Source organism: Candidatus Scalindua japonica, from assembly GCF_002443295.1.
Taxonomy (GTDB): domain Bacteria; phylum Planctomycetota; class Brocadiia; order Brocadiales; family Scalinduaceae; genus Scalindua; species Scalindua japonica.
Genome location: NZ_BAOS01000025.1, coordinates 22,124 through 40,257, shown reverse-complemented (window position 1 = coordinate 40,257; position 18,134 = coordinate 22,124). Strand labels below are relative to the sequence as shown.

Below are 18,134 nucleotides of genomic sequence, written 5' to 3'. Positions count from 1 at the left end.
TAAACCTAAGTAAACCAAACCAGTTAGAACTAAACCGAAAAACTCTACCTATTCTTTTCCTTGCTCGACAAGCAAGGGGTCACTGGTTCGAGTCCAGTATCGCCCATATTATCATACAAGGACTTAGGGCAACTGGTTAATATTGTGAAAATGAAATTGTGACATTTAATAAGAAAAGATATGACAATGTGACTACTTTTTTCAGATGTGAGGAATTATTTTCAATATTGAAAATAATAAACAAATAGCCTCTCTCCTCATTTAGAGCGTGGAGTTTCCTTCGAAAAAACAAGAACAGGGATCAGTGTATGAAGTATGACCTTTTAAATGCCATTCAGAAAAAGGGTATTTTTAATAAATTTCATAACTGCCTGATTTAGTGCCTGTTGTGTCGCTATCACATTAACTGACAATGGTTTATAAATTTATTCGTTTCATGTTGGTTCCTGTGGAGTTCTGCCTGTTACGCTGGAGTTGACTGCAACATGACTGCAGTGAATTATTACATTTTGGTTACTCACACGATCTTGTAAACCCTTACCGCACATAGCAGTGGTAAAAAGCGCCCAAAACTACTCGTATTGTAACCTATTAACGCTATAAAGTATTCAATGCCACGTACACAAGGTAAACATCCTGAAAGCCTAATTGCATATATCCTGTAGCCTGCAATACATGTTGAGACGTTCCATGTTGCTGACGGATGAACAGTCTGTTTCAACAAGCCGTGGATCTCCAACAACAATGGCAAGTGACTGCGCCCTCGAAATCGCTACATTTAACCTGTTCATATCAAGTACGAACGCCATGCCGCGGCTGCCGAATTCACCCGGGCTTGCACACATGGATATGATCACGATAGGCGCCTCCTGTCCCTGGAACTTGTCAACGGATGCGGCCCTGACTCCTTCAGGCAGTGAATGGATAAGCTTGCGTACCTGTAAATTATAAGGAGTTACAAATAGAATATCACGGCCTATAGTCACTTGTCTGCAGGTATTACCGTTTTTATCTGTTATATCTCTGCCTGTCAATTCGTCTACAATTTTTCTGATAACCTCAGCCTCTTCATCACTACCCTGTACGTTACCTTCATGCTTAACAGGAACAAAAAGAATTCCAGCTTCAACAGTAACAATACTACCACCATCCTCAGGAAGTCTTACAATCCTATTCTTTGTGTGCGGTTCCGGCAGAAGCCTGCCTTCATAGAACGTATCTGATATAAATTCACAGATATCAGGGTGCATCCGCCATGTGGTTTCCAGAAAGATTCCCTGTTCCGGAGGAATGGTTGCATGTCCTTTGAGATAATATTCCAGGACAGACTGCCCGCTTTCACCGGGGTGTGTTCCCTGAATCGGCTGTCCTAATTGCATCTGGTCGCCCAGCAAAATAAGATTTTTTGTTGATCGTGCCATACCGATAAGTTTTGCAACAGATACTTGCCCTGCTTCATCTATAAATAAATAGTCAAGACTCTCTACCATATCTTCACGTGCAAAAAACCAGGCAGACCCACCGATCAACCCACCTCTATAAGCTGCAGCGGCAGTACTTGAAGTGCTAATGTATTTAATACCAGTAAATTCACTGAAAAACGAATAATCCTCTTCTCCGCCTACTTTGATGCCCGAAGCAGTACCCTTTGTCTCTTTGCAAACGGCTCTCATCAAATTCATGATTGCTTTATGACTGTTTGAAGTAATGCCGATTTGCTTACCTTCAGACAGAAGTTGGACAATAACGTGAGCAGAAGTATATGTCTTTCCTGTTCCGGGAGGACCCTGTATACACAGACAACTGCTGTCCATATCTCTTGCTGATCGAATTGCTGCTTTGATATTGTTCTCTCCAGCACGGACAAGGAACCCCTTATGCCCTGATTTTAATCGTGGATGCCTGCGATATAAAAAGTCATTTAAAGCCGCCGGAAGATGCCCTGTTTCATGATAATCGTTTATCACCGCATAAATAGAATCATCGATAACACCGGTACTGACAAAATTGTATGGAATAAGCGACATGCGTTCAGGAAGGCATTCCAGTTGGTTCTTTTTTAGTGTCCTCTGGCCGATCTTGATAGTTATTTCACCTTCAGGATTGAAATCTGATATTTTGGTAGTGATACCAATATCCGGTACAATCTTTACCGTCGATCCTTCGGTTATCTTTGTTTCCTGGTCCGGGTCAAATTTATAGTGAAATGCCAAGAACGGTTTCTCCTGTGTATAGTGGCCGACTTGCTCAAGGCCGGCCAGGCAATCCATATCATCTGACAACTCATGCTCTGCCTTTTCAAGGCGTTCAAACATCTCCCACCACATCGGTTTGTCACAGCGCCTGTGAAACTCAAGGGTCCATGCCAGAAGTTCCTGTATTCTCCATAGCTCTGAGTCTTTTTCACGTTCAGTCGGTTCGTCTGGTATTTCGGCTAAAAGTAAATCAGCAAGTTGCTGACGTAAAACTACAGCATCACTGACGGAGGGTCGTTCGTCCTCTTCCTTATGCTCATTCCGTGCGGTTCCTGTCCAGGAGATACCGCTCTCTGCCTGCCGCTCTCTCAGCCAGTTTGCCAGGAGCCAGGTTGAGCGGCAGTCGTCCTCGTTGTAATCTCGTATTTTCTTCAATAAATCAGATTCCTTCCAGTTTTTAGACTGGCCGCTTTCAATCCACGCATCGTAATAAACAATTGATGCCCCTGCATCAGTGACTTCTCCTTCACGGGATTCCATGTAAAGGTGTTCAAGGTTCTTTATTGAATAGCGAGGCTCACCAACACGCACACCGTGACGGACAACCTCGTAAAGGTCTACGAAGACACCGTCTCTCAGCAGGTCGTCAACGTGCTGTTCCCTGGTTCCGTATTTTCCCATCAGTCGTTTTAATGCTGTTTTTTCATATGCGGCATAGTGGTAAACATGCATGGTCGGATCTGCCTGCCGGCGTTCTACAACCCAATCAATAAATGCCTCAAATCCTGCCTTCTCTTCCGGTTCATTATGTGCCCACCAATCTCGAAACTCCGGTTTCCCATTCTCTATATAAACCGCCCCGAACAGATATTCCAGCAAGTCGTCCCCGAGCGGATACCCCTCCATATCGAAAAAGACGTCCATTGAAGACCCTGGCGGTAATGCGGCCAGGCCAGGGGAATGATTATCCGGTGGAGGCTGCAGCACCTTATAGTCTGGGCGCTTCTGGTTTGTTGAACTTACCTGCAAATCAGCCTGCTCCTTCAGACGGATAAAGACATCGTCATTAATTCCCTTAATATGTTTGGCCTTAGAGGTAGACAGTTTCTCCATCGTATCAATCCCTGCAGCATTAAGCTTTACTATTTGCTTTTTAGATATATTTGCAACACGGGAGAGGTGATCCATATCCTCAAGAATTTTTTTTGCATGTGATGACCAGACTCCATGGTCTGCTGCAGGGTCAGGTTGTGGGGGGGTCTCAGGAGAGAAACTATCCATGAACGTGAAGAATGCAGACTTTATTCGTTTATAGTAATAGAAAACATCATTTGTTCGAAAACAGCTCTCCTCACCATTCCCGAGTACTATTCCAATAATTTCAGACCGCTGCCCTGTCATTTCCTCCAGCATATCAGCGTAGCAGCACAGTTGGACCATGAAATAGGGTTTTACATGCCGAGACAGCTTAGTGTCTATGATGGTGTATGTGTTGTTCTCTGCGCTTTCCAGTCGAAGAAAGTCCGCATTCCCGGCCATACCGGCACCTTCCAGTCGGGCCTGGAAGATGATCTGGCGGCCTTCATTTATAGCCTTCAGAGTCTGCTGTAGTTTATTGCCGGAAGAGATTTCACAAATATCGAACTCTGCTTCACGTAACTTCTCAAGATATGCTTTCTCATGCAAATCGCCTTTATTCTGGAGAACCTTCAGTTGCGGGTCTTCTTCGTCAGGCTGCACAGAATCAGGTTCTTCAAATAATTTGCGTTGCATCCAGCACGCAAACGGTGAATTCACAAATTGGACTATGTCAGAGGGTGAAAAAATGAGCTTATTGTTGTTGTAATGCATTTTGTAAAGAATCGTGTATTTTACGAAAAATGACTCTCTTATTATTTTTGAAATCTATTGGTAGACTTGATATCTATACAGGGTGGATTTTAGCAATATAGGAGGCAGAATGCATCTGAATAAAACATCTTGTTTAATCTTAAGAGGAAACGGGATGAAATTTCTCATTAGTCATTTATCAATCTTCTGGTTTTTTTTCTCTATGCATAGAGCTTCTTCTTATCAGATAGGTTTCTGACGGGTGTAGTAAACAATATTTTATATTGCAAAACAAACCCACTCACTTATAATATTCACTCAGTAAAGCAGTTACAAATAATTTTTCTCACATTCTAATTATCATCAACAATATATTTTTCTTGTCTATACAAGAAAAAGTTTCACATGCCGTTATGATTAACAATATTCCTTATTTTTGTAATCTTTCATTTGTAGAAAAGAGGGAATTAGATGTCAATTCAACAATACTCTGTTAACCAGCATCCGATTCAAACATTATTTACATGGATTACGTCTGGTGAAATTGCAATTCCTGAAATCCAGCGTCCATTTGTATGGGATGCAACAAAAGTCAGAGATTTGATAGATTCTTTGTATGAGGGTTATCCGATAGGCTACTTAATTGCCTGGCGAAATCCCACGGTAAAATTAAAAGACGGGACTTCGTCAGAAGGTAAGAGAGTATTAATTGACGGTCAACAAAGAGTAACTGCGCTTATGGCATCATTGCTAGGCGAAAGAGTTATTAACAAAGACTATAACAGAGTCAATATTACTATTGCCTTTAATCCTAAAGAGAAGAAATTTGAGGTTACCAATCCCGCCATAAAGAAAGATAAAACATGGATCGGGAATATAGCAGATATCCTTTCACCAGATGTCAAGATTCTCAAACTTGTAGATACTTATTGTGAAGCAAATGTTGGAAGTGATAAGGACAAAATTTACGAAAGTATTGAGTTGTTACGAGGTATTGTTAATAACCATATTGGACTTATTGAATTAAATTCAGATTTAGATATTGAAACTGTCACAGAAATATTTATTAGGATAAACTCTCAAGGTGCAGTTCTCAGTCAGGCAGACTTTGCCATGTCTAAAATTGCAGCTAATGAAACATACAATGGTAATAAAATACGGAAATGCATTGACTATTTTTGTCATTTGGCTATTGCACCAGAGTTCTATCAGCAACTTGCTGATATAGATAAAGAGTTCTCTTCAACTGAATATTTCAAAAAGATGGCATGGTTAAAAACAGAGAATGACGATTTATATGATCCCTCATATACTGATATGTTACGTGTAGCATTTACTTCTGAGTTTAAGCGTGGCCGCCTTCAGGATTTAGTTGCATTGCTTTCAGGTAGAAACTTTGAGACTAGGGTATATGAAGAAAGAATTGCAGAACAATCGTTTAAACAACTTGAAGAAGGTCTTTTTAAATTTATGAATGAAACAGACTTTAAACGGTTTGTCATGATTCTGAGATCTGCTGGTTTCGTTGACTCAACTATGATTCGATCTCAAAATGCTATAAATTTTGCTTACATAGTATATTTGGTTCAAAGGGCAAATAAGGTAGAGCCAAGTAAAATCGAATCTTGTGTTCGTAAGTGGTTGGTAATGTCAATACTGACAGGTCGTTATTCTTCATCTCCAGAATCATCATTTGACTTTGACATGAAGCAGATTGGAGAAATTGGTGTTTCAAAATATCTGGAAAATATAGAAGCCGCTGAATTATCTGATGCTTTCTGGGGAGCAGGTTTGCCCCAACAGATGAATACCTCAGTTGCGAGTAGTCCTTATTTTAAGGTTTATCTAGCTTCTCAGGTACATGATAATGATAAGGGTTTCTTGTCAAAAGAAATAACCGTTCGAGACCTGATTACTCATCGAGGTGATGTACATCATCTATTCCCTAAGAACTATCTCAAAAAGAATGGTCTTGTACGAGGCAGATATAACCAAATAGCAAACTATGTCATGATGCAAAGTGAAATAAATATTGCAATAGGAGACAAAGCGCCTGCTGAATATTTCTCAAAACTCATAGAACACTGCAATAATGGCTCAACAGCCTTTGGTGCAATAACAGATATAGATGAAATGAAAGAAAATTTCAAGACTCACTGTGTACCAGATGAGATGCAAAACAAAACTATAGAACACTATGATGAGTTCCTGCAAGAGAGAAGGAGATTGATGGCATTAAAGACCAAGAATTACTATTGGAAACTGTAAAAAAGCGGTATCTAACCCCAAAAACTTGCTATGAATAAGAAAGATTTATCTGAAAGAGATATCTGCACTAAATATATCACACCAGCTATTGAAAAAGCTGGATGGGATATTCAATTACAAGTTCGTGAAGAAGTTTCTCTGACCAAAGGTAGAATCATTGTTAGGTAAGGGGGTCAAGTCTGCTATTGACTTAACTACTATACAATGATATATTTCTCCTATGTCAAGGCCACTAAGAATACAATACCCGGGAGCCTGGTATCATATTATGAACAGAGGAAGGAGAAGAGAAGATATATTCTCAACTGATCAAGACTATATTGCTTTTATAGAGGTTTTAAAGGAGGCTGTGTCTTTATGGAATATTAATATAACCGCGTATTGTTTAATGCCCAACCACTATCATCTTTTACTTCATACACCTGAAGGAAATCTTTCACGATCTATGAGACATATAAACGGTATTTATACACAGAGATACAATCGTAAAAACAGGCATGACGGTCAGCTTTTCAGAGGGCGATATAAGTCTATACTATTAGATAGCGACAGTTATCTTACCGTACTGGTAAGGTACATTCACCGGAATCCATTACGGGCTGGAATGGTTGATAGATTAGAGGATTATGCATGGAGCAGCCACAATGGATATCTTTCAAAATCATCAAAATGGAATTGGTTAAACAAGGAGGCTTTTTTTGGATTACTGACTGATGTTAAATCGAAACGATTGGCAGAATATAGAGAATTTATAAGAGAAGAAGATTCAGATGATATTGTTGGTGTTTTTTCAAAGAAGAAAATGCCTATTATACTTGGAGCTGAAAAATTTATAGAATGGGCAAAAGAGAAATATACTGGTTGTTCGATTCAGGAAGAAATTCCTGAAACAAAGGTATTAGTTCCCAGCAGGAAAAAAATCAAAGATTCAGTTTGCAAGGTATATAATGTTGACATTGGATCGTTATATGGTATCCATCGAGGGGTAACCAATGAAGCAAGGAATGTGGCAATTTATTTAACAAGGTTGCTTAGACGTGATTCTTTGAAGGAAATAGGGAAAGAGTTTAAAGTTTCTAGTTATAGTAGCGTAAGTAGTATAATTGAGAAGACGAAGGTTGATGTGGTGAGAAGTAAAAAATTAAAAAAACAAGTTAATAAAGCTAGAAAAATATTAAGCTAAGTCATCGGCAGACTTGACCCCTTTGTCCGTACACCGGCATAAAAACCAACCTGCTCTTCTTTACCAAAGGCGAGCCAACCAGAAACATCTGGTATTACGAACATCCCTATCCGGAAGGCGTTAAGTCCTACAACAAGGGTAAGCCAATGCGGATAGAAGAATTTGAACCCGAAAAGAGGTGGTGGAAAAAGCGTAAAGAGAGTGAATATGCCTGGAAGGTATCGGTAAAAGATGTTATTGCCAATAACTATAACCTTGATATTAAAAACCCCCATATTGTTGATGAAAACCATGGCGACCCGAAAGATATTCTGAAAGAGTACCATGAGATAGAGAAAAAAATTGAAAAGGTTCGAAACACCCTGAAAAAAGAGCTTATGGATGCGCTTGGGGAAACCAAATGAAGGCAAAGAAAAGTGTTCTTTTCAAATCTGAATACACCTCTATACTGAGTGAATTGCGTACGCTCATCGAAAATTCACGCAATATTGCGGCGCGAACAATTAACGCCGTCTTAACAGCTACAAACTGGGAAATCGGGCGGAAAATTGTCCTGTTTGAACAAAAAGGCCGCAAGCGTGCAGGCTATGGTGAGCAATTGCTTATTTCGCTGTCTGCCGACCTTTCTGTACTGGGAAGAGGATACAGCGTAGACAATCTTCAACGGATGCGGCAGTTTTTTCTAACCTATCCGCTCAACATAAAATACGCGACAGCGTCGCGTAAATCTACAGGCAAGACAAAATATGCGACAGTGTCGCGTAAATCCTGCCCGACAGACCGGGATACCGAAACATATCTAACTGAGATATCAGGACATTTCTCCCTTTCCTGGTCACATTATGTGCAGCTTCTCACTCTTGATACAAATGAAGCGCGTACATTTTATCACAAGGAAGCTATGCGGGGTGGATGGTCGGTGCGTGATCTTAAACGGCAAATCGACTCGCAATTTTATAAACGGATACTTCTGTCTAAAAACAGAGCCGGACTTCTTAAAAAAACAACAAACAGTGACGAACCGGTATCACCGGAAGCCATGATAAAAGATCCATATATTCTTGAATTTCTAAATTTAAGGGACGAATACTCGGAACAGAATCTCGAAGAAACACTCATACATCATCTTGAAGCATTTCTGCTTGAACTTGGTAATGATTTCGCCTTTGTCGCACGCCAGAAAAGGCTGCGTATTGATGATGAATGGTTCAGGGTTGACCTTGTTTTCTACCACAGGCAACTACGGTGTCTTGTGCTTATAGATCTTAAGTTAGGACGTTTCACACATGCCGACGCCGGACAGATGCACCTCTATTGTAATTACACAAAGGAACACTGGACTAATACCGATGAAAATCCACCGGTTGGGCTGATATTATGCGCACAAAAGCGTCATGCCCTTGCCAGGTATGCACTTGATGGGTTGCCCAACAAGATAATGGTAAGTGAATACAAACTGCACCTGCCAAACGAGAAATTGCTTGCGCTGGAATTAGAGAAGGCACAAGATGAAATCATGGGACAGGGTCATCTAACAATGCCGGTAGAGGTTCCCAAAGAGCCAGTGAAAACAAAAAGAAACAGAGGTAAAACGAAATGAATTTACTGTTCTACCATTTTGATAAACTGGCGGAGGCACCGGGTGGGGTTAAGAAACTGCGCGACCTGATTCTTCAACTCGCCGTTCAGGGAAAACTTGTGCCACAAGACTCGAAGGATGAACCTGCCAGTGCCTTGCTTGAGAAGATTCAGAGAGAAAAAGAGAATTTAGTAAAGGATGGTTTAGTCAACAAACAACAACCATTAAAGATTAAAAATATTGAAGAATATAAAAGCAGAATACCTACCGGTTGGGTGCAATGTAAGTTAGGAAACATTATATTCCTAAACTATGGTAAGGCTGTAGAAAAAAGTAAAATCGGAGGGAAAATACCCGCCTATGGTGCAAACGGAATATTAAAATATGTACAAGAGCCTTATGTTTCACAAAAGAGTATTATTGTTGGAAGAAAGGGTTCCGCTGGAGCATTAAATATTGTTGAAAAACCATTCTGGCCCACAGATGTAACATATTACGTGTTGGAAATGGAAAATTTAAATTTTAGATATTTATACTACCTTCTTCTTAGCTTGAATTTGACTAGTCTTTCTTTTGGAATAAAGCCAGGACTGAACAGAAACAATGTCTATGAATTATCCATTTCTGTCCCACCCCTTGCAGAACAAAAGCGCATCGTAGAAAAAGTCGATTCCTTAATGACATTATGTGATGACCTTGAAAAGCAACAGCAGGAAAAAGCAGAGAAGAAGGTCTTGCTCAATAAATCTTCTCTTAATGCACTCAGCACTTCTGCCACCAAACACGATTTTAATAAGAATTGGAATCATATTGAAAAGAACTTTGACCTGCTTTACAGCACCTCGAAAAACATTGACGAGTTAAAACAGACCATTCTTCAACTTGCCGTTCAGGGCAAACTTGTACCACAAGACCCGAAGGATGAACCAGCGAGTGCCTTGCTTGAGAAGATACGGGCTGAGAAGGAACGGTTGATTGAAGAGGGGAAGATTAAGAGACAGAAGCCGCTGGAGCAGATTAAGGAGAGCGAGATTCCGTTTGATGTGCCGGATGGGTGGGAGTGGACGATCGTAGGAAGAATTTGTGATTTATATACAGGTGCTACACCTAGTAGAAGTAGAAAAGATTATTTTGGTGGAAAAATAAAGTGGTTGGTATCAGGAGACATCCATAAAGGAGAAATATTTGATTGTGACGGTAGAATTACAGAAAAAGGACTTGATGCCAGCAATTGCAAAATTCTTCCAATAAACTCAGTCATGATTGCATTAAATGGTTAGGGAAAAACAAGAGCAACCGTTGCTTTGTTGCGTGTTGAAGCGGCATGTAATCAATCTTTGGTTGCTATGAAGCCTGTAATTGATTCTGTTTGCTTACCTGAATACTTGTTTTGGAATTTAAGAGGAAGGTATTATAGGATACGCGATATCACTGGGCAAAACCAAAGGCGTGGGTTAAATATGAAAATTGTGTCAAGTTTAGTTTTTTCACTCCCCCCACTTGCTGAACAAAAGCGCATCGTCGCTAAAGTCGATTCCTTAATGGCATTAAGTGATGATTTGAACCGGAATATCGAAAGCAAAATGGAATGTTCAAGTAAATTACTGGATGCAGTATTGAATTTTATATCAAAGGGTAGATAGAGGAAATTGAAATATCTTTGGGTAAGTAACTTTAAAAATCTAAGTTATGAAAAGAGAGGGGCAGATGATTGATGAATTTTGATATTTACTGTGATGAAAGTCGTCTGGATCTTCTTTCGTCGGAGAATCCAGCATCTAAATTTATGGTAATTGGCAGCCTTTGGTTGAAAACTGACAGCCGGGTTGCATACAAAGGTGATATTCATGATTTACGCAATAAACACCTGATTGGCGGGGAGTTTAAATAAGTATGAATCCAGATAGATATTTAGAATATTATTGCAGTATTGTTCAAGAGTTGCGCAGGCTACCTACAGAAACAGAATGGGTTGAATTCAAACATAACAAAGTAAATGCTGAGGAGATCGGACAGTATCTCTCAGCGCTTTCTAACTCGGCAGCTTTGGTTGGAAAAATCAAGGCATATTTGATCTGGGGAATTGAAGATTGAAGTCATGAAATTATTGGCACCTCATTTAAACCAAGGGAATCTAAGGTTGGCGATGAGGAGGTTGAAAACTGGTTGTTACGGCATCTATCTCCAAAGATTAAGTTCAATTTTTGTGAACTTATTATGGAAGACAAACCGGTTGTCTTAATGGAAATCGATGCGGCATTCAGACATCCTGTTCAATTCAAGAATATAGAATATGTACGAATTGGATCGTACTTGAAAAAGTTGAAAGACTTTCCTGAAAAAGAGCGTGAGTTGTGGCGTATTTTTGATGAAACACCGTTTGAACGGGGTATCGCCCAGGAGAATCTTCTGGCGGAAGATGTTTTGCTATTGATTGATTACCCTGCATATTTTTCTCTTCTCAACTTACCGTTACCGGATTCACGTGATGGAATTATAAGGGCATTAGAATCAGAAGAGATACTTTTGCTAGGAGTTAGTGGCATGTGGAATATAACAAATCTTGGCGTAATATTATTTGCCAGGGATATTTCTAAATTCTCATCTTTAAAACGAAAGGCTATCAGGGTCATTCAATATAAAGGTGAGAACAGGATAGAAACCATTCGTGAACAGGCAGGGGGCAAAGGTTACGCGTGCGGATTTAAAGGATTAATAGATTTTCTCAATACCATTTTGCCTTCAAACGAAGTTATAGGAAAGGCCCTGAGAAAAGATGTTCCGATGTTTCCTGATATTGCCATTCGGGAGTTGGTTGCAAACGCATTGCCCCATCAGGATTTTTATCTTACAGGCACGGCTCCCATGATAGAAATATTCTCAAATCGGGTAGAAATTACAAATCCTGGCAGACCATTGGTAAAGACAGACCGTTTCCTTGACAGTCCTCCAAAATCACGCAATGAAGCATTGGCTTCCTTCATGCGAAGGATTGGTGTGTGTGAAGAGCGGGGAAGCGGGGTGGATAAGGTTATATTTGAAACTGAATTTTATCAATTACCCGCACCTTTGTTTGAGGAAACGGATGAACATACACGATCGGTCTTGTTTGCGCGTAAGGATTTTGAAGACATGGGAAAAGAAGATAGAGTGCGTGCCTGTTATCAGCATGCATGTTTACAATATGTTCAGCGAAAGCATATGACTAATAAGAGCTTACGTGATAGGTTCGGGCTTGAAGAGTCTAAATCGGCACAGGTTACACGAGTTATAAATGCGACTTTGGAGGGTAAGTTGGTTAAAAAAATAGGAGTATCTGAAGCACGAAAAGATGCAAAGTATATTCCCTATTGGAGTTAGGAGTTTATTTTCGCCTATTTTCGTCTACTGCCTTAACAACGATGGGTAATAAGTTGAAAATGACCGATACCTCAGAAAAGGGCAGGTGCACCTTTGACGAACAGACAGGTGGGCAAAAGGCTCTGTTTGAAGAGGCTGAGGATGAATGAGTGAAACCGTAACAGGAAAGATAAAGGTAGTATTACAGATGACGGAAGAAGAATTGAAAATTATATTGCAGGAATTTTGCAGACTGCCTGCGGAAACGGAGGTCTTTGAATTTAAAGAGGCCAGGATTAGTTATGACTCTAATAAGCTGGGCAAATATTTTTCTGCTCTTTCAAATGAGGCAAACCTCAAAGGCAAATCTCACGCATGGCTTATTTTCGGGATTAAGGATAAGGGAAGAACAATAGTTGGCAGCCAGTTCCGCCATAACCGTAAAGATCTTGACAACCTTAAAGGAGAGTTAGCCAATAAAACCACCAATCGTATTTCTTTTATTGAAATCTATGAACTGCATCTACCCGAAGGCCGTATAGTTATGTTTCACATACCTGCTGCTCCAAAAGGTATACCCGTTGCCTTTGATGGACACTACTATGGAAGGGAAGGAGAAAAACTATCGCCGTTGACTCTGGAAGAAATTGAACGTATTCGGGCACAAGTTGCTTTGGAGGATTGGAGCGCTGCTACGGTGCCGGATACCGCAATTGACGACCTTGACTCTGAGGCTATCGCAAAGGCTCGTGAAAACTACAAGAACAAGTTTCCCCACCAAGCGCATGATATTGATTGTTGGGATGATATCACTTTTTTAAATAAAGCCAAAGTAATAATAAAGGGTAAAATTACCCGTACAGCAATAATCCTGTTAGGCAAACCGGAATCGGAACATTTTGTTAGCCCGGCAGAGGCAAAGATACGCTGGCTCTTGAAAGATGCCAAAGGAAATAACAGGGACTATCACATTGAGAGTTGTCCTTTACTGTTGGCTGTTGATAAGATATATGCAAAAATCCGCAATCTGAAATACCGCTATATCAAAGACGGCACTTTATTCCCTGATGAGGTTGACCAATACGAACCGTTTGTAATTCGTGAAGCTATAAACAATTGCATTGCACATCAGGATTACACAAAAGGTGGCCGCATTAATGTTGTTGAAATGGATGATCAATTGATATTTACTAATCTCGGCAGCTTCATTCCCGGCTCAGTGGAGAAAGTAGTTAAGGAAGATGCGCCAGAAGAACATTACCGCAATAGGTTTCTTGCAACCGCAATGTTTAATTTAAAAATGGTTGACACCGCAGGCGGTGGCATAAGGAAAATGTTTAATTATCAGCGTGAAAGATTTTTTCCAATGCCGGAATATGACTTGTCAGAAGATAAAGTAAAAGTGACAGTAATCGGCAAGGTACTCGATATGGACTTTGCGCGTGTACTCGCAAGAAATCCGAGTTTGTCTCTTGAGCAAATTATCATGTTAGATAAGGTGCAAAAGCAGAAACCACTTCCTGATGAAGAGATCAAATATCTGAAAGGATTTGGTTTAATAGAGGGAAGAAAACCCAATTACGTTATCTCCGCCAAAATTACTGCATCGCTGTCCAATGATGAATTAAAGGCTCATTATATTAAGCAGAGAGGTCTTGATGATGAACACTACAAAAACCTTATCGTTGAATATCTAAAAAAGTTTGGAGAATCACCAAGAAAAAACATTGAGAAGTTCCTTCAGGATAAATTGCCGGACATATTAACTGAATCCCAGAAGAAAAACAAAGTTACTAACTTGCTCTCTGCATTAAGAATCAAGGGGATAATACGTAACAACGGGTATTCTAAATGGTCTCCTGTTTAAAAGAGTTTTAAAAGAGTTTTAAAAGAGCCTTCCGGGTTAGTCTTGAAATTCCAAGTAGTTACGATAGGATGGAAATTTTAAAATCAAAATTGGAATATTTAATAACAGAATTACCTGAGAAAATAGATTGAGAAGATGTTATGTACCATATATACATAATTCAGAAAATTGAGACTGGCGAGATGTATGTAGGTTGGGACAGGAAAAAGAAACGTTACAACGTTATTTACCATAATAAATAAGGCTTACTTAATGAAACAGATTCCAAGGCGAAAAGATATAAAGAATAAAGAACCTCTTGCAGAATTGCTCAACTTTGCAGAAAAAGATGACCTTGTAAAGCTTGTTCTCGGATTAGCAGCAAGGGACAATTCCATAAGAAGAGAGTGTTTGGATACACTGAAAGAAACGGTTAAGGTGAGCAATGTACTAAAGGAAGGCGCAGCGTCTTCTGCCTTGCTTTCACTCTGGCGTGAGTTAGAGCCCGAGCTTGCGGAACTTGACGAATATGGTGGCGGTGATCATGGTCAGGAAGATGATGTTAGCGAATATTTGAGTGAACTATGTGATAAACTAGACGAAACAACATTATCCAAGAATGATAGGGATGAGCTGTTGGAGGAAGTTCTACGCTATATACAAAGTGGGAATGCCGGAATGGATGACTTTTTATACGATGTTGCTTATGCGACATGCAAGAATGACGATGATTTGCGAGATTTAGCTGAACGATTTGAAGCGCTTAAAAGTAGCTGGCCCACTGATCATGCCAGACGTATCTATAGAAGGATAGGCGACCATAAGAAATTTTTAGCATTAAGAGCGCTTACAATGAAATACGGAATGGATTATTATGATCTTGCTACATTTTATTGGGAAACAGGCGAAAAAGATAAGGCGTTAGATATTGCAATAAAAGGAATGAAGTCTGGCGAAGGAAGGATGGATGAACTAAGGTTGTTCCTGGCAGAACGGGCAAAAGAGTCTGGCGATCGTAATGCTTACCTGGATTACCTTTTCTTACAGAAAACCGATCGTTTGGCACTTTCTTCATATAAGGAATTCAAAAAGGAGTGTTCTGACAAAGAGTGGAAAGAATATGAACCTCGTATTGTCGATCTTTTGGAAAAATCAGACAATGTTCAATCTTTAAAGATTTATATGCATCGTAAAGAATATGAAAAAGCTATACAATGTTTTATAAAGATCAGCAACCACAGTTATTACCGTTATATGGATTCTGATATATTACAAATAGCCTCAAGATTAGAGAACCGATATCCTGAAGAGATATTAACGTTTCATAAGTCATCAACAGGAAATCTTAACTCTTCAACTTCCAGAAAGGATTACAGATTCAAAGCAGAGGCGGTAAAAAGGGTACGGCACATATTGGTTGACGTAATGAAGAAACCCGCTGATTGGAGAAAATATGTTTTACCAATAAAGATGAATAATATGGGCAGGCCGGCATTTCAAGAAGAATTCGCAAAGGTTATTCCAGAATGGAAAGAGCTGAAATAAGGCCGCCTGTTCGATACGACCTTTTCAACTTTATGCTTTTTTGTCCTTGATGTGTTTTGAGTGATTAAGTCGATCAATATAGAAACTGTGTTGTAATGATAAATTAAGGAAAGGAGTAAAGCATGGAAAATATTAAGAATTAAATGACAAAAATTATTCAGGAACAGCCGGATGACAGCTCTTAAAAAAATATAATATTTCGATTTTATTTTATCACGCCAACTTGCATACTCGGCGACTTCGTGGCAGGAAAAAGTTCAGTTACAACTTTCCCAATATCACTTTCAGTTATTATTCCTTGTACTCAGTGTCTGATTGCTTTTTCTCAAATGCTTTGGAAACCCTCCTTTCACTTTCAGTGAAGAATACTAAAGTAAAATATATTGTAGAGCGAGGAGGTTTGTCGAATTTGAGGCAAGATTCATCATGGGGGATGAGTTGATCAGTGAATACGAAGAAAAGAAGTGTAATAAAAAAACTGGCTTACACGATGTAAGTGTGTACAATAATGACCATAAACTTATATGCGAATTAGCTGAAAAACAGGAAATATTTATTGACATAGAAAAGTATTTATCCAAAGATATCATAAAGTTAACTTTGAAATTTCTATGGATAAATTTAAAGCGAAAGCGAATCCTTTACTTATCTGAATATAGCAAATTATTTCCGGAGAAGGAGAAGTTATATGCATAACTACACAGCTGTAATAGAAAAATGCAATGATACAGGTTTATATGTAGGGTATGTTCCCGGGTTTCCTGGTGCCCATTCACAAGGCGAAACACTTGAAGAGATCAACAAGAATCTTTACGAAGTAATTGAAATGATTCTTGAGGATGGAGAACCAGAATTTGAAAGTAAATTTGTTGGAATACAAAACATATCAGTGGCATAGCAATGGGAAATATACCTGTTTTAAAACCATCAGAGGAAATCGCAATTCTTAAGAATCTTGGATTTACTGAAGTTCGACAAAAAGGTTCACATAGACAGTTTCGTCACCAAGATGGCAGGGGAACAACAGTACCTTTTCATGCCGGCAGAGATATTTCCCCTATACTACTGAGGAAAGTGGCAAAAGATATAGGCCTTTCAATTGAAGATTTTTTAAAAGAACGTTAACGGATAGTTGCAGTCTAGTGGCAGAAAGCCTGCAATCCTGGCCTTTCCGGCCTTACTTAATATTGCCGAAGGGAAGAAAATGTATGGAATATGATCAGACATTGAAAGCAGAATATGATGTGTAATAGGGTAGGGATAGCGCCTATTTTAGATGTAAACGAGGCCACCTCGCCACTTGACATATTCACAAATTTTAAAAACTATAATTTTTCAATTTTTTCAAGCGTGATGTAATAGATCACAACCCTGTGTCCTGTATACCACTCAAAGCGTTAAATAAGAGCTAAAATGGGTCTACGGGTAAGGTGCAAGAAGTGAGCAGGGACAAACTAACCTGTTGACAAATCAAAGAGGGTAGAGAGGATTAATAACGTGTGTAAATTAGAGTAGTGATGGAGGTTTATGAATGTTTGGCCAACACGTTTTTTAAATCTTATTTTTGTAATATGTCAGGTCTTTATAACCTAACAATAGTCCCGGAACGCTAATATCCTCATCAATCTCTTCCCAGTGGAGTCCTGTCCCACCACCACTCATTTCATATTTGCATCTTTGTTCTGGCGTTGCATTAAGTAAACGAGGAAAATATACAAGTGGAATTGATAGTTGCCTTCCATCAATGAGACTAACCCACATATTTTCATTATCAAACCATACCTTTTTTGCAGAAGCTTCAAATGTTAAAGTGCTCATTCCATTTTTCCTTAATCATATTTTTGTTTTCTTCTATCTTACTTTTAAACTCATTCAATTCTTTACTGTTAAATCCGTAGTTACTGGCTAAAGATATAATAGGTTCAATCCAGAATTTTGCTCTGTTTGGTCCTTTGCGAACATGAATATGAATTGCCTCAAGTGGAACTCCTTCATTTGAGAAAAAATGAAACCTGCATCCTTTCCATTCGAATACTTTAGGCATTAATTCATTCTATCTGCTTATGTAAAATTTCAAATATCTTAAATAGTATAATTTTCTAACTTTCAAAATCATAGATTAATAAGGAACTGAAATCAATAAAAATATTAAAGGTAACTATGGGTCAAAAGCTAACTAAGGGTCACTTCTTTATCATTGATAGTTTCGCTTCTGTACTGCTACCTTTTTCTTTTTCAACAGCATTTATTATCTCATCCCAGGGCACATATTTCTGTAACCTTCCTAAAGTCGTGATACCTGAACATCATCAATAACAGCCACAGGAGTTCGAATATTGTGTTTGTTCA

Annotated in this window: 16 protein-coding genes and 1 pseudogene; 14 read left to right on the top strand and 3 right to left on the bottom strand. The window is 39.2% G+C overall.

The window, feature by feature from the left end:
* Positions 1-644: 644 nt before the first annotated feature.
* Positions 645-3,968: a TM0106 family RecB-like putative nuclease gene (locus SCALIN_RS13350; RefSeq protein ID WP_162532313.1), complete on the bottom strand. Its 3,324-nt coding sequence runs from the start codon at positions 3,966-3,968 to the stop codon at positions 645-647.
* 528 nt (positions 3,969-4,496) lie between these two features.
* Here SCALIN_RS13350 and SCALIN_RS13345 point away from each other — a divergent pair.
* The 14 genes and pseudogenes from SCALIN_RS13345 to SCALIN_RS13290 all read left to right on the top strand — a co-directional run bounded on the left by SCALIN_RS13345 (position 4,497) and on the right by SCALIN_RS13290 (position 16,910).
* Complete coding sequence (locus SCALIN_RS13345) at positions 4,497-6,293, top strand: GmrSD restriction endonuclease domain-containing protein (RefSeq protein ID WP_096894968.1); 1,797 nt, start codon at positions 4,497-4,499, stop codon at positions 6,291-6,293.
* Between the two features lie 30 nt (positions 6,294-6,323).
* A complete protein-coding gene (locus SCALIN_RS22275) occupies positions 6,324-6,461 on the top strand; it encodes a hypothetical protein (protein WP_162532309.1) in 138 nt (45 codons plus the stop codon).
* Between the two features lie 52 nt (positions 6,462-6,513).
* Positions 6,514-7,476, top strand: coding sequence for an REP-associated tyrosine transposase (locus tag SCALIN_RS13340; protein WP_096894967.1), 963 nt, complete (start codon positions 6,514-6,516; stop codon positions 7,474-7,476).
* A gap of 86 nt (positions 7,477-7,562) precedes the next feature.
* Positions 7,563-7,880 carry an N-6 DNA methylase gene (locus SCALIN_RS13335; protein WP_230406620.1) on the top strand — a complete coding sequence of 106 codons (318 nt, stop codon included), beginning with the start codon at positions 7,563-7,565 and terminating at the stop codon, positions 7,878-7,880.
* A complete protein-coding gene (locus SCALIN_RS13330; RefSeq protein WP_096894965.1) occupies positions 7,877-9,076 on the top strand; it encodes a PDDEXK nuclease domain-containing protein in 1,200 nt (399 codons plus the stop codon). The genes SCALIN_RS13335 and SCALIN_RS13330 overlap by 4 nt, the downstream gene beginning before the upstream one ends.
* Positions 9,073-10,335 carry a restriction endonuclease subunit S gene (locus SCALIN_RS13325; protein WP_096894964.1) on the top strand — a complete coding sequence of 421 codons (1,263 nt, stop codon included), beginning with the start codon at positions 9,073-9,075 and terminating at the stop codon, positions 10,333-10,335. The genes SCALIN_RS13330 and SCALIN_RS13325 overlap by 4 nt, the downstream gene beginning before the upstream one ends.
* Before the next feature lie 24 nt (positions 10,336-10,359).
* Positions 10,360-10,698 carry a restriction endonuclease subunit S gene (locus tag SCALIN_RS13320; protein ID WP_096894963.1) on the top strand — a complete coding sequence of 113 codons (339 nt, stop codon included), beginning with the start codon at positions 10,360-10,362 and terminating at the stop codon, positions 10,696-10,698.
* A gap of 71 nt (positions 10,699-10,769) precedes the next feature.
* Positions 10,770-10,946, top strand: a complete 177-nt coding sequence (locus SCALIN_RS21730) for a DUF3800 domain-containing protein (protein ID WP_133111904.1) — start codon at positions 10,770-10,772, stop codon at positions 10,944-10,946.
* A gap of 2 nt (positions 10,947-10,948) precedes the next feature.
* Positions 10,949-12,415: pseudogene (locus tag SCALIN_RS13315) on the top strand (ATP-binding protein).
* Between the two features lie 187 nt (positions 12,416-12,602).
* Positions 12,603-14,261 carry an RNA-binding domain-containing protein gene (locus SCALIN_RS13310; RefSeq protein ID WP_096894982.1) on the top strand — a complete coding sequence of 553 codons (1,659 nt, stop codon included), beginning with the start codon at positions 12,603-12,605 and terminating at the stop codon, positions 14,259-14,261.
* Positions 14,262-14,513: 252 nt separating this feature from the next.
* Positions 14,514-15,785: a hypothetical protein gene (locus SCALIN_RS13305; protein ID WP_096894962.1), complete on the top strand. Its 1,272-nt coding sequence runs from the start codon at positions 14,514-14,516 to the stop codon at positions 15,783-15,785.
* Between the two features lie 426 nt (positions 15,786-16,211).
* Positions 16,212-16,481 (top strand): hypothetical protein, encoded by a 270-nt coding sequence (locus SCALIN_RS13300; protein WP_096894961.1) that lies wholly within the window; start codon positions 16,212-16,214, stop codon positions 16,479-16,481.
* Positions 16,474-16,683 (top strand): type II toxin-antitoxin system HicB family antitoxin, encoded by a 210-nt coding sequence (locus SCALIN_RS13295; protein WP_096894960.1) that lies wholly within the window; start codon positions 16,474-16,476, stop codon positions 16,681-16,683. Before SCALIN_RS13300 ends, SCALIN_RS13295 begins: the two co-directional genes overlap by 8 nt.
* A 2-nt stretch (positions 16,684-16,685) precedes the next feature.
* Entirely contained in the window at positions 16,686-16,910 is a 225-nt protein-coding gene (locus tag SCALIN_RS13290; protein ID WP_096894959.1) for a type II toxin-antitoxin system HicA family toxin, read from the top strand.
* Between the two features lie 426 nt (positions 16,911-17,336).
* On the opposite strand, the gene SCALIN_RS13285 is transcribed toward SCALIN_RS13290, so the two are convergent.
* Together SCALIN_RS13285 and SCALIN_RS13280 are read right to left on the bottom strand one after the other, a co-directional pair.
* Entirely contained in the window at positions 17,337-17,603 is a 267-nt protein-coding gene (locus tag SCALIN_RS13285; RefSeq protein WP_096894958.1) for a DUF2442 domain-containing protein, read from the bottom strand.
* On the bottom strand, positions 17,584-17,829 hold the full coding sequence (locus SCALIN_RS13280; RefSeq protein WP_096894957.1) for a DUF4160 domain-containing protein: 246 nt from the start codon (positions 17,827-17,829) through the stop codon (positions 17,584-17,586). The genes SCALIN_RS13285 and SCALIN_RS13280 overlap by 20 nt, the downstream gene beginning before the upstream one ends.
* Positions 17,830-18,134 lie beyond the last annotated feature (305 nt).